Below are 12,498 nucleotides of genomic sequence, written 5' to 3'. Positions count from 1 at the left end.
CGAGGGGCGGAGGTCCCGGTCGATGGGTTTCGCGCAGCTCTACTACACCTCGTGCGAGCAGGGACTGTCGGGGTACGCGGGCTACCAGTTCAACGCGGCGACACCGGGGATCGACCAGGGGGTGCTGCGCGAGGTGGAGCGGTTCACGGTGTACGAACCGCCCCGGTCGGATCCGGCCGACCGGGTGGAGGGGCACCCGGTGAACCTGTGCTACTCCCCCGACCTGGGCGGGTACCCGGTGGTGAGCCGGATCGTCTCGTGCGGCCCGGACCCGTCGGGGCGTCCGGGCAACTACTTCGCGCACAGCCTGGTGGGATCGGGCGGGCCGCTGCCCGCCGAGCTGTGGGACGCCGATTTCTGGGTGTCGTCGCCGGTGGCCGATCCCTACCTGCCGGTGTTGGAGGTGTGCGGCGGCCCGCTGGACCGGGCGCGCACCGACGTCTGGGTGCGCCGTCGCCCTCCGGAACTGGTGGCGCGGTTGCTCGCGGCGGTGGACGGCGCGGTCGGCGGGGAACGGCCGGTGGTGCTGGTCGCCGACAGCGCGACGGTCGCGCACTGGGTGGCCGCCCTGGCCCATCTGTTGCCTCCGCAACGGGCCCGGGGGCTGGCGTTCGCGACCTACAGCGCCAGCCCGGAGGAGACGTTCGCGCACGTGGTGGGGGTGCCGCCGGGAAGCGACCTGGAGCCCTTGCGGGGCCGGTTCACCGTGGTGGATCCGGTGCTGGGCACCATGGACGCGCTGCCGGAACCGTCATCCCGGACCATGGTGGTGGCGGCCCGGTCGGTGGCGGCGGGCACCGTGGGCGCCGAGGCGCTGTGGCGGTCGGCCGGACGGCACGCCGGCGGCCGGGAGGAGTCGTTGGCGGACTGGTACCCGGTGCTGACCGCCGCCGACCTGCTCGCCCACGGGGCGGCCGACGTGTCGGTGGCGGATCTGCGGGCGGTGCGCTCCTGGTTGTCGGCGGCGGTGGAGTGGTTGCCCGCGGCCGACGCCGCGTCCCTGGTGGGGTTGGTCGTGGACGGCGGCGGTGCGGACGACCACGGCCTGGTCGACCTGCAACGGGTGGCGCACCGAACGGGGTCGGTCGCGACGATCGGGCGACTGGAGCGGGTGCTGGTCCACCGGTGCCTGGACGGGATCGCGACGGGCACGCCGGTCCCGGCCCCGCGTCCGATGCGGTCCGAAGCGGTGCGGGCGGCCGCACGCGAGCGGATCACCGATCTGTTGTCGACGCCGTTCGCCGGAGGCGATGACACCGGATGGACGGCGCCGGAGCGGGCGGCGGAGGTGCTGCGCTGGGCCCGGGCCTGCGGCCTGGTGCCGTCGGCGCTGGCCTTGGAACGGTACGGGAGGGGGGTGGTGGCCCCGCTGTTGGCGGCGGCCCCGCCCGACGAGGATCCCGCGCCGGCCGTCGCCGCCCTGCTCGGCGCGCACCCTGAGATGCGGCGGGGTACGGCGACCGTGCTGGCCGACCTGCCCCGACCCCGGCTCGGCGCGCTGGCGTCCGGGCCGGCGGGCGCGTTGTTCACCGACGGCGGCGGCGCACTGCTGCGCGAACTGCGCCGGTTGGGCACCGACGGACGGGCCGACCCGGCCCGGTTGTTGGCGGACGTGGCGGCGATCCGCGCCGAGGGCCGGGAGGCGGGCGCCCCGGGGGTGGCCGCGCACGATGTGGACGCGGCGCTGCTGACGGAGGTGTGGGGTCCGGGGCACGGGCCACGGGCGGCCCTGGGGTCGCTGCGGGTGCTGGGCCCGGGGCTCCGGGTGTCGTCGGACGTCGCCGGCTGGGTGGCGGGGGCGGTGGTCGCCGTTCCACCGGTGGACGCCGAACCCTCCTGGCACGCGCTGGCCGAGGAACTGGCGGGGCATCCGCTCCGCGATCTGCTCCCCGGCGAGGCGGCACGGGCGCTCGGGGACCGGTCGGCGCTGGGCGTGGCCCTCGCAGCCTGGGCGAACGCGCTCGGGTCCCCCTCCCGCGCGCCCGAGCGGGGGTCCCCGCCGGAGGAACCCGGGCGCGGCCCGGGGCCGACCGGGGCGGAGGAGCGTGGACCCTGGCGCGAGGGGTGGCGACCGGCGGCCCGCGCGTGCCCGGCCGACCCGTGGGCGCTGCTGGACCGGGCGCACCCGACGGTGGCCGAGGTCGCACGGCGCACGGCCGCCGCGTTCCTGCTCGACCGGTGGGATCCGGAGACGGTGGCGCCGGTGTTGCGGGAGTGCCCGGAGTCGGTCTTCGAGGCCTACCGCGCGCTGGCCGCGCGACGGCTGCGCGACGACCCCCCGGACGTGGGGACCGCCGCCCGGGTGTACCTGGTGGCGGGACGTCCCGAACTCGGGCGGGCACGGGCGTCGGACGTGGAGCGCGAGGTGCTGCTCCCCGCGCTGAGCGGCTGGAGGCGGCGACACACGACCCAGCTGCGCCGCAGGCTGCCGCGCGAGGAGGCGGCCGGGTTCGAGGGGTGGGCACGGGAGCACCGGGTCCGCCGCGGCCTGTTCGGTTCCCGGGAGGGACGGCGATGACCGGGCGGGGAGGGACGGGCGCGCCGTACCCCACCGCGCGAAGGGACGATCGCGGCCGGCCGCCGCGGGCGGGTCCGTCGGCGGCCGTCCGTTCCCCGGGGAGGGCGGCGGCCGGTACGCGCGGGCGGGACGACGGGGCCGCGCGTCCGGCGGCCGTCCTGCTGGGGATCCTGCTGCCGGTGGGGATCGGCGTCGTCGTGGTGGTGTTCCGCTGGTGGATCCTGGCGGCGGCCGTGACCCTGCTGGTGGGCGCCGGGGTGGTGGTCGCCGTGGTGGGGCTGTGCGTGCTCACCGGGGTGTACCTGCGCGAGGTGCACCGGGTGATGTTCCTGGGCGATCACCCCGGGGAGCCCTCCTCCGAGGAGCGCGAGGACCCCGCGCATCGGGGCTACCACGGCGGTCCGGCCTGGTGGGATCTGTGCGCGGTGGCGGGGCGCACCTGGCGGGCGTCGGCCCTGTGGGGGGTGCTGCTGCTCCCCCACATCACCGCGTACGCGCTCGTGGTGGGCGGCTATCTGGCGGTGGCCTGGAGCCTTGCCGGTCTGCTGCGGCTGGTGGACACGGGATTGCGGACGGTGCGACGGATCCGGATGGTGTGCCCGGAGTGCTACCGGCGGCTGCCCTACCCGTCGTACCTGTGCGGACGGTGCGGCCGGCGGCACGACAAGGTCCGTCCGGGCGCGCGCGGTCTGGTGCGGCGGCGCTGCCGGTGCGATCGCACCCTGCCCACACTGATCCTGCTGGGCGCGGCCGACCTGGAGACGCTGTGCCCGCACTGCGATCGGCCCTTGGAGCACCGGCCGGGCGAGTCCCGGGAATTCCCCCTGCCGCTGTTCGGCGGCACCGGTGCGGGCAAGACCCGGCTGGCGGCGGGCCTGCACCTGGCCCTGTCCCAGGCGGCGCTGCGCGACCCGAACGCCTACGTCGAGCCGGTCGGCGAGGAGGCGGCGCGGAGCGCGCGCGAGGGCGCGCGGGCGTTGACCCCCGGGCACCGGACCCGGCCCACCCCGCCGGGGCGCAAGGTGCGCGCGGCGACGGTGCGGCTGGGCGCGGGGCGCAGGACCCTGGTCCTCCAGGTGTTCGACGCCGCCGGGGAGCGGTTCAACCGTTCGACGACCGCCGAGGAGTTGACCTACCTGGGTGAGGCGTCGACGTTCGTGCTGGTGGTGGATCCGCTGGGGATCCCGGCGGTGTGGCGTTGCCTGACCGCGGGCGAACAGGGACGGCTGGCCGGGGAGCGTTCGCACACCCGCGACCCGGAGTTGGCCTACGGGGCGGTGCGCGACGAGATCCAACGGCAGTGGCGGGCCCTGGGGCGCGGTCCGACGGGGAGCCGGTTGGCGGTGGTGATCACACGGGCCGATCTGGTCCGGGGCACGTCGGTGGATCCGGCGGGGACGGCGGTGGAGGAGTGGGCCGGCCGGCGGCTGGGACTGGGCAACCTGTTGGCGGCGGCCCGGGCGGACTTCGGTTCGGTGCGGGTGTTCCTGACGTCCTCGGTGGCCGGGCCCGACTGGCGGGCGGACCCGAGCCTGGACGTCCTGTCGGCCTGGCTCCTGGAGCGGCAGGGGCGGGCGTTCGCGGCGCTGACGAGCGCCCCGGTGCCCGCGGACGTGGGGGGAGGGGACCCGTGACCCCGCCGGCGCACCGGACCGCACGGCGGCTCATCGCCGTCACCGTCTACGTGCTGGCGGTCGCCGCGACCCTCATGGCGGTGGCCGCCCTGGTCTGGGCCGGCTCGACCCTGGTCGAGCACACCTGGGAGCACGCCGCCCACCACGCCCGCTGACCGCGGCTTCGGCCCGGTCCGACGGTCGGGTCCCGCCCGCAGGCGACGCCACCGCCGCGCCCGGTACCGGCATCGGTGCCTCGTTCCCCCTGCGTCCGGCCGGACGGCACCCCGGCATGACACGGCCACCCGGCGCGACCGGCCGGGACCGGGTCCGCGATCATGGTCGGTACCGGACCGCAGCCACGAGGAAGGACGCCGCATGGCCGTCTACGCCATCACCTACATCTACGCCGAGAACAGCGACGCCGCCCGGGACGAGCACCGTCCCGCGCACCGCGAGTACCTGGGCGGGCTCACCGAACAGGGGATCAACCTGTGCTCGGGACCGTTCGGCGCCCAGGACGCCCCCGGTGCCCTGCTGCTGTTCCGCGCCGACTCCGCCGAGGAGGTGCTGGCCCTGACCGAGAAGGACCCGTTCCGTCTGGAGGGTCTGGTCACCGACGTCCAGGTCCGTGAGTGGATCCCGGTGCTGGGCCCGCTGGCCGAGCACTTCTAAGGCGTGTTCCGCGGATACTCACCCTGCTGCGCGACGGGCGGCATCCACGGAACACGCCCTGGGAGGCGGTGGCGGATCGGGGCGGCCCTCACCCCTCCTGATCGCGCCGTGCCCGGGTGGGGGATACCGGGTCCGGTGGAGCGGGGCGTTCTCCGCCCGTGCCCGTGCACCGTGAGCGGCCCGAGCCGATCCGTCGTACGCCACCTCCACCGGCCGCCGCACGAGCACCTCGCCGAGGTCGACACCGGCCGGGGCCTCGTCTCGGCCCGGGTGGGTACCGAGGTCGGCGAGGGTCTCCCGCTCCCCGGGCCCGCGACGTGGGGGCCGTCTCGGCGACCACGTCGGTGTCTTTCGGGAGGGGCCGCGTCGTCAGGGCGTTCGCGCGGTGGCCGGGGCCGTGAAGGACGCGGGTGCCACCGCCGGCCCTCCCCGCGCGACGCGGTCGGCGGTACGACGTCGTCCGTCGTACCGCCGACCGCGAGGATCTCCTCGGGCTACGCCGGGAGCAGCCCGTTGTCCTCCATCCAGCGCTGGTCGGGCCGCACCCTCTGGAGGATCTCCACGAACAGCCCCTGCGGACCGGCGATCTGGAAGCGGTACTGCCCCCAGGGTTCGCGGACCAGAGGCAGGACGATCTCCAGGCCGACGTCGCGCAGGCGCTTCTCCTCCGCCTCGACGTCGGGGACGAGGAAGGCCACGAGGGTCCCCGCCACCGTCCGTCCGCGCAGCCCCTCCGGGGAGGATCCGTGGTCACGGGAGACGAAGTCCAGCGAGAGGTTCTCGTGCTGCGGGTGCCGGGTGTTGACGTACCAGCCGATGTCGACGCCGAGTTCGAAACCGAGGTGTTCGACGAACCAGTCGGCGGCCTGACGGGGCTCGTCGCACAGGACGGCCATGCCGATGAGGTCCACGTGCACGATGACTCCTTGGGGTAGGCTGTTTACCACTTCAAGTAAAGTACTACGCCTGAAGTTATCAGGGCAACACCTTTCCTCTCCCCCGGAGAAAGAGGAGGCAGGAAGTGGTCCGAAGGAACCCCGAACGCCGCCGCGCGCTCCTGGACGCGGCCATCGACGTGCTCGCCGAAGAGGGCGCCCGCGGACTCACCTTCCGCGCGGTGGACGCCCGCGCGGGCGTCCCCGTCGGAACGGCGTCCAACTACTTCACCGACCGCGCCCAGCTGCTGTTGCAGGCCGGCGCGCACGTCCACGTGCGGCTGACGCCCACCGAGGAGTTCATGGCGGGCTTCATCGGCGGGGAGCCGAGCCGGGAGCAGACCCGTGTGGGCATGCAGGACCTGCTGCGCCGGGTGAGGTCCGATCGCAACGGTTACCTGGCCCTCCTGGAACTGCGCCTGGAGGCCAACCGGCACCCGGGCATCCGGGAGGAGCTGACCCGCACCATCCGCGACACCCTGGAGGACAACGTGCGCCTCCATCTGGAGGGAGGGTTCCCCGGGGACCGCTCCACGGTGATCACGCTCTACCTGGCGATGACCGGATTGTTCGTGGAGCACCTGACCCTGCCCGACGTGCTCGGCGACGACGACGTCCGCGCCCTCGTGGACCGGATGATCGACACGATCGTGCCTCCCGGCTGACGTCGTCCCCGAACACACCGAGGGCGGATCCCGGCCGGGATCCGCCCTCGGTGTTCGTCGTGGGATCAGCCCTGGGCGCGCGTGCCCGGGGTCTGCCGCCCCGGAGCGTCGTGGCCCTGCGGACCGGCACCGGACCGACCCGGGTCGGCCTGGTCGAAGGCCTGCTGTGCCCGGTCTCGGCGTTCCTTCTCGATGAACCGCTCGCTCTCGCCCAGGACCATGGTGGTGAGCCACACGGCGGCGCCGACGTCGTCGGTCAGGCCGAGCAGGGGCACGAACAGTTCCGGGATGAAGTCGATCGGAGAGACGATGTAGAGCACCAGGGCGAACATTCCGAACAGCTTGGCGGCGCTCATCTCCGGGTAGCGGCCGCGCATCTTGGCACCGAGCATGCGCGGGACGGCTCCCACTCGCTGCCCCACCGAGATGCGGCCGTCGGTGTTCTGGATGACCTGCCAGGCGGCGGCACCCGCCGCGGCGCGGTTCTCCTTGCGCATGGTTCGTCTCCTCTGGGGGGCACTCGGCTTCTCACGATATGACGCGAAGCCCGTCTAGATGGTTCCCGGTCAGGGGCACGTCAACCCTGGACGAGACGAACGTGACACCCGGATTCCCCGCCGAGGTCACGGCGACCCCTGCGGCAACGTCGGGCGACATGCGCCCCACAGGCGGGGGAAACCCCGGTGGGGTTGTCCACAACCGGCCCCCGGTCCCTGGTGACGGGAGAAAAAGGAGGGCATTCTAGGGGGGTCATCACGAACGGTGCACATGCACGGGCGGACCGGCGCACACTGGTGGGGGAAGAGGGGACCCGAGAAGTCGCAGAACAAAACCGACAAATTTTGCAAATACTGACCAAACCATGTGATGGTCCGCTGTCCACACCTTGGCCACATCCGGCCATCGCCGCCCTTCTCCCACGGTGGACGAGGGCGCACGAGGCGCGGACGACCCATCCCTCACGGCCTGCCCGGGAGACCCGACGACCGAGCCGGATTCGGCCCGCCGGCCCCCCGACCGCCCGAGGTCATCATCGGCCCCACGATGATCACGGCAAATGCGAGGCCTCCCGCGTCCTGGCACACATTCGTTACGATGCGACCGAGTGGGGCATTCCGCACGGAAGGCCATCCGGCATATCCCACCCCAGCGCGCAGAACCGATGGAGCTTGCCCAGTGTCCACAGCCCTACCTCGGTCGGCGACGGCCGTCGCCCTGTTGGCGGACATCCCCAGCACGGGCCATGTGGGCGAGGTCCGGGCGCAGCGGTTCGCGATGCACGGAGACGGCATCGGCGAACGCAGCGCCGCGTTCGTCGCCTTCGCCCGGCAGCAGACCGCCGCGGGCCGCAAGATCGTCGCGCTGTACCCCGCCTGGCGGGCGGACGACGCCGCCCGGGCCGTGAACTTCGCCCGTGGCGCCCTGCGCACCGACCACATCGCCGGCATCCCCCTGGACCTGTCCCCGCTGGCCCTGTCCCTGGTCGCCGACCAGCTCACCTACCTGGCGCCCTACCTGCCACCGGGCATGGTCGCCGCGCTGTGCAACGAACTCCCCCGCCACCTGCTGGCGGGGGCGTGGCTCAAGACCGTGTCGGGCCTGGAGACCATCCCCACCTCGATGCGCCAGCACATGGGGTCCTACGCGCCGGCGGTGTCCTTCCTGGCCTACTGCGCGCCCACCCCGAGGGTGGAGCGGCTGCGCCCCTCCGAGGTGGCCCGCCGTCTGCCCTTCCGCCCGGTGCAGCCGGTGCAGCTGTTGTGCTCCACCCCGGACCCGACCATCACGGGGATCTTCGACGACAACCTGCCGCAGGCGATCCAGCCGGTCGCCACCCGGACGCTGCCCGCCCAGCCCCTGGGCCCCGAGTACTGGGGGACCGCCAAGTACGTGGAGTTCGTGGCGCTCAGCGCCCATCCGCAGGCGCTCGCCTACGCGGCGGGCGCGGTGCGGGCCTCGGCCTGTTCCTGGTGCGGTGAGCCGATGACGGGGGCGCCCTGCCCCTTCTGCGCGGCGGGCACGGCCCGCAGCCCGCTGCGGACCCGTATGACCCCGGATCGGGGAACACCGGATGAGCGGCCCCGCCGCCCCGACGCCCCCGTGCGCGACCGTCACGACAGTGGCCCGTGGTCGTCGGCCCTCGGCGGTGGGAGCGTTCCATCGAGGCCGCGCGCCGAGGACCCGCCCCGCGATCCACGCGCCACCGGAGAGCACGCCCCCACCTCCGGCGCGCCGGCACGTGTCGGCGACGTGGCCGCTCGGGCCGCGAACCCGATGCCCGACCCTCGCACCACGGGTGAGTACGCGGTCACCCCGGGAGGGCTCTCCGGCGGCACCTCCGCCTGGGCCGATCCCCGCCGCCCGGAGGGGCATCGGTCGGCTCCGGCGCCCGCCGACGCCCACCACGACGGCGCGCGTCCGGCACGCGACCCCCGTGTCACCGGAGAGCACACCTTCGTCCCCGGCGCACCGGCCGCCAACGGGCACCGCCCCGACGTCCCGGCGCCGCTGGGCGCCCAGCGTCGGCACGGGGGCGAGCACGCGGGCACCCCCGGTGCCCCGACACCCGATCCCCGGACCACGGGCGGGCACACCTTCGTCCCGGGCGCACCGGCGGCCAACGGGAACGGTGCGGGGCCGGCCCCCGTGCGGAGGGAGGCCCCCGGCGCCCCGAGCACCGAAGGCCCTCCCACCGGCTCCGGGGCATGGGCGCCGGTGTCCGTCGCCGCGAACGGGCGGCGCCCGGACGCCCTCCCTTCCGACCCGGGCGCCGAACCACCCCTGACGGGCCCGGGGGCGACCTCCGCGATGCCCACCGGCGGTCGGGGCCCCGACCCCGCCCGCACCCACGACCACGAGCGGCACGGCGATCACCACCTCACCCTGGAGGCCGAGGCCCTGCCACCGATCACCGTCGACGAGGCCGCCTGGCACTCCACCGTCGACGGCCGTCCCCACGACGCACCCCGACCGCCCACGGGCCCACGCCCACCCGACGCCCCCGGACCACAGCCCGCCTCCTCCGACCGATCCGAGAACCCGCCTCTCGCGGGACGCGCCCCGCGCCCCGAAGCCCCCCGGACCTACTCCCGGTAGGACCCCGGCCCCGGACGGGTCGCCCGCAACGAGCCTGGAAACGGAAAAACACCTCCCATGAACCCCCGTCAGCGACGCGGCGTCCTCCTCATGGTCGTGGCCGCCCTCGGAGCCGTCGCCGTGTTCGTCTCCGTCTTCACCTACCTCGACGCCAGGGAGGAGCGGCTCGGCGACTTCGCGACGGTCCTGCGCCTGGCCGAGGACGTGGACGCCTACCAGCCCCTCGGGCCGGACTCCGTCGAACGCGTGCAGGTACCGAGCATGTACTTCGACCCCGAGGTGTTCCTCGGCGACCTGTCCGAGATCGAGACCCCCTCCGACCAGCAACTCGTCGCCGCCTCCCACCTGGAGGCAGGCGTGTACCTGCAACGGGGCATGGTGCAGCCACAACCCACCCTCACCACCGGGGAGCGCGAGATCGCGATCATGGTCGACGCCGAGACCGGGGTCGCCGGCAAGGTCCAACGGGGTTCGTTCGTCGACATCTACGCCACCTTCCAGCCCCGCGACCACGGTCAGGCCTGTGCGGTGCGCATCCTGACCGAGGTCGAGGTCCTCGACATCGGCGAGCTGCGCACCCAGGAGACGAACACCGGCGGTGTGGCCGGGGTCGTCCCGGTCACGTTCCGGTTGGAGCCCCAGGCCGCTCTGCGCCTGGCCTACGCCGAGGACTTCTCCACCAAGATGCGATTGGCGCTGGTGAGCGCGGCGGGCGGCGGCAGCCCGGGCGACTCCGAGTTCTGTAGCGAGGACATGGACGATCTCGTCGGCGGGGGCGGACCCGACGAGGGCAGCGGTACCACCGACGACCGGACCGCCCCGTGGGGAGGCGAGCGATGAACTTCCGTGTCCTGGCGGGCATGCCCACCTCCGAGACCGAGATGGTGCTGGCCGCGCGCTTCGACGAGTTGACCTCCGCCGACCTCGTGGCCGTCCGGTCCACGACGGCCGCGCTGATCGACGCCGCCGGGGAGTTCCCCGAACTCGACGTCGTCCTCATCCACCAGGACCTGGGCCCGGCCCCGGTGTTCGACGCCATACGCGACCTGTCCCATCGGCACCCGCAGTTGGCGATCCTGCTGGTTTCCTCCGCCATGGACCCCGAGACCTTCACCGGGGCCATGGAGGCGGGGGCCCGCGGCGTCTTGGCGGCCGACTCGGGCATCGCCGAGCTGGAGAACCGGATCGTCCGGGCCGCCGACTGGTCGCGCACCCTGCGCCGCCACCTGGAATCGGCCTCCCTGGACCTGCCCGCGTCCGGGGTGCGCGGCCGGGTCCTGGCGATCAGCGGCGCCAAGGGCGGGGTGGGGACCACCACCTGCGCGGTACACCTGGCGTTCACGGCGGCCGCCGCCGGTCGAGTGGTGTGCCTGGTCGACCTGGACCTCCAGACCGGCGATCTGCCCGCCTTCCTCAACCTGCGGCACCGCCGCTCCATCGGCGACCTGGCCGGCAGCGGCGACGAGATCACCCCCGGCATGTTGTCGGAGACCCTGTACGTGGACCCGCGCGGACCGCACGTCCTGCTCGCCCCCGAGCACGGCGAACGCGGAGAGGACGTCACCGCCCGGGTCGCCCGTCGGGTGCTGACCGCGCTGCGCTCGCGCTACGAACTGGTCGTGGTGGACTGCGGCGCCACCATGAACGACGCCACCGCCATGGCGGTGGAGCTCGCCGATCGCTCCGTCGTCACCGTCACCCCCGACGTGCCCGCGCTGCGCGGCGCCCAACGGTTGATGGCGATGTGGGAACGCCTCCAGATCCGCTCCCACCAGGACGTGTACACGCTGGTCACCAGGCACAGTCGGAAGAACGAGATCCAGCCGGACTTCCTGCGCCAGCTGCTCGACACCAAGGTGCTGCGCACCCCCGTCCCCGCCTCCTACCGAGGTCTGGAACCGGGTGAGAACAACGGCGATCCCACCAAGGTCACCGATGAGGGCCTGCGCAAGGCGTTCTCCCGGTTGGCCGCCGAACTCGACCTGCTGAGCCCGCCGGCCCAGGGCGGCAACGGCAAGGGCGGAGCACCCACCCCGCCGAGCGGTCTGGCCGGTCTGCGCGCCGTGGCCGAGACCAACCCGTCCACCCGTGACGTGTCGGGGTTCCTCAACGCCTCGGTGTCCGACCCGGGCCGGATCGGCACGGGCGGCGGCCGCGATCCGGGAGGTCACGGTGGTTTCGGTGGCTGACACCGGCGCCGCCCGTCGCGCCCGCCGCCCCGACCGTGAGCGCTCGGACCGGGGCGGGGTCCTCGTGGAGTTCGCCGCGGTGGTGCCGTTCCTGATGCTGGCGCTGGCCCTGGTGTGGCAGGTGCTGCTGCTCGGGATCACCTCCATGTACGCCTCGCACGGGGCCGCCGAGGCGGCCCGGCAGGCGGCGGTCACCCCCGACGACATGGGGCGCGTGGGCGAGGAGGCCCGCAAGCGGGTCCGTCCCCCCTGGGACGGGGCGGACACCATGACCGTGGAGATCGTCGAACGCGACGGCGTCCGCTACGCGCGGGTCACCCTGGCCATGCCGATCTTCCTGCCGGGGGCGAGCGGGCCGTGGGACATCGCCGCCGAATCCCGGATCGTCCCCGAGATCCGACCACGCGGGGACGTGTCGTGACCGCCCGTCGGCGTCGCCGCGACGACCGGGGCGGCCCACTGCTGGAGTTCGCCATGGCCTTCCCGGTGCTGCTGCTCACCGCGGTCGTCGCCATCGAGGCGTTCCTGGCGTTCGTGGCCACCGAACGGTTGGAGTCGGCGGCCCGGTCGGGGGCCCGTGTCGCGGGCGCCCAGGGGTTGGAGGGCGCCGAGGCCACGGCCCGGGAGTCCCTGCCGTCCTGGCTCGACGAGGCGACCGTCACCAGCGGCGCCAACGATCATCAGGGTTTCTACGTACAGGTGTCCCACCCGTTGCCGGTCGTGTTCTCCTCGGCGGGATTCGGGCTCACCGTGACGCGACGGGTGGACATGCCGAATGTGTGACACGGGGCGGTGCCCCACAGGGGG

The 12,498-nt window shown here is 74.1% G+C and carries 12 protein-coding genes; 10 read left to right on the top strand and 2 right to left on the bottom strand.

Translation table 11 applies throughout. The features are described from left to right. Positions 1-22 precede the first annotated feature (22 nt). The 4 genes from PWG71_RS00840 to PWG71_RS00825 all read left to right on the top strand — a co-directional run bounded on the left by PWG71_RS00840 (position 23) and on the right by PWG71_RS00825 (position 4,806). Positions 23-2,518, top strand: coding sequence for a GTPase-associated protein 1-related protein (locus PWG71_RS00840; protein ID WP_274807503.1), 2,496 nt, complete (start codon positions 23-25; stop codon positions 2,516-2,518). After that, positions 2,515-4,152: a TRAFAC clade GTPase domain-containing protein gene (locus tag PWG71_RS00835; protein WP_274807502.1), complete on the top strand. Its 1,638-nt coding sequence runs from the start codon at positions 2,515-2,517 to the stop codon at positions 4,150-4,152. Before PWG71_RS00840 ends, PWG71_RS00835 begins: the two co-directional genes overlap by 4 nt. Beyond that, positions 4,149-4,307: a hypothetical protein gene (locus tag PWG71_RS00830; protein ID WP_274807501.1), complete on the top strand. Its 159-nt coding sequence runs from the start codon at positions 4,149-4,151 to the stop codon at positions 4,305-4,307. The genes PWG71_RS00835 and PWG71_RS00830 overlap by 4 nt, the downstream gene beginning before the upstream one ends. Before the next feature lie 202 nt (positions 4,308-4,509). Further along, the gene (locus PWG71_RS00825; RefSeq protein ID WP_274807500.1) at positions 4,510-4,806 is read left to right on the top strand and encodes a YciI family protein; all 297 of its coding nucleotides are present in this window, start codon (positions 4,510-4,512) and stop codon (positions 4,804-4,806) included. A 494-nt stretch (positions 4,807-5,300) separates the two neighbouring features. Here the strand turns inward: PWG71_RS00825 and PWG71_RS00820 are convergent, their stop codons facing one another. After that, positions 5,301-5,723 carry a VOC family protein gene (locus PWG71_RS00820; RefSeq protein ID WP_274807499.1) on the bottom strand — a complete coding sequence of 141 codons (423 nt, stop codon included), beginning with the start codon at positions 5,721-5,723 and terminating at the stop codon, positions 5,301-5,303. A gap of 104 nt (positions 5,724-5,827) precedes the next feature. Between PWG71_RS00820 and PWG71_RS00815 the strand changes: the two genes are divergently transcribed. Next, positions 5,828-6,406: a TetR/AcrR family transcriptional regulator gene (locus tag PWG71_RS00815; protein ID WP_274807498.1), complete on the top strand. Its 579-nt coding sequence runs from the start codon at positions 5,828-5,830 to the stop codon at positions 6,404-6,406. A 65-nt stretch (positions 6,407-6,471) separates the two neighbouring features. Here PWG71_RS00815 and PWG71_RS00810 read toward each other — a convergent pair whose 3' ends face one another. Next, on the bottom strand, positions 6,472-6,903 hold the full coding sequence (locus PWG71_RS00810) for a YkvA family protein (protein WP_274807497.1): 432 nt from the start codon (positions 6,901-6,903) through the stop codon (positions 6,472-6,474). Between the two features lie 679 nt (positions 6,904-7,582). Between PWG71_RS00810 and PWG71_RS28735 the strand changes: the two genes are divergently transcribed. The 5 genes from PWG71_RS28735 to PWG71_RS00785 all read left to right on the top strand — a co-directional run bounded on the left by PWG71_RS28735 (position 7,583) and on the right by PWG71_RS00785 (position 12,474). Then, positions 7,583-9,502: a hypothetical protein gene (locus tag PWG71_RS28735; RefSeq protein WP_446724955.1), complete on the top strand. Its 1,920-nt coding sequence runs from the start codon at positions 7,583-7,585 to the stop codon at positions 9,500-9,502. Between the two features lie 57 nt (positions 9,503-9,559). Next, the gene (gene cpaB, locus PWG71_RS00800) at positions 9,560-10,342 is read left to right on the top strand and encodes a Flp pilus assembly protein CpaB (RefSeq protein WP_274807496.1); all 783 of its coding nucleotides are present in this window, start codon (positions 9,560-9,562) and stop codon (positions 10,340-10,342) included. Then, positions 10,339-11,691 carry an AAA family ATPase gene (locus tag PWG71_RS00795; protein WP_274807495.1) on the top strand — a complete coding sequence of 451 codons (1,353 nt, stop codon included), beginning with the start codon at positions 10,339-10,341 and terminating at the stop codon, positions 11,689-11,691. Before cpaB ends, PWG71_RS00795 begins: the two co-directional genes overlap by 4 nt. 64 nt (positions 11,692-11,755) lie before the next feature. Then, positions 11,756-12,112 carry a pilus assembly protein gene (locus tag PWG71_RS00790; protein WP_342455937.1) on the top strand — a complete coding sequence of 119 codons (357 nt, stop codon included), beginning with the start codon at positions 11,756-11,758 and terminating at the stop codon, positions 12,110-12,112. Further along, a complete protein-coding gene (locus tag PWG71_RS00785) occupies positions 12,109-12,474 on the top strand; it encodes a TadE/TadG family type IV pilus assembly protein (protein WP_274807493.1) in 366 nt (121 codons plus the stop codon). Before PWG71_RS00790 ends, PWG71_RS00785 begins: the two co-directional genes overlap by 4 nt. Positions 12,475-12,498 lie beyond the last annotated feature (24 nt).

The sequence above is a fragment of the Nocardiopsis sp. N85 genome, assembly GCF_028882275.1.
In the GTDB taxonomy this organism is placed as follows: Bacteria; Actinomycetota; Actinomycetes; order Streptosporangiales; family Streptosporangiaceae; genus Nocardiopsis; species Nocardiopsis lambiniae.
The sequence above is the reverse complement of the archived record's forward strand: the minus strand, read 5'-3'. Positions and strand labels throughout refer to the sequence as shown.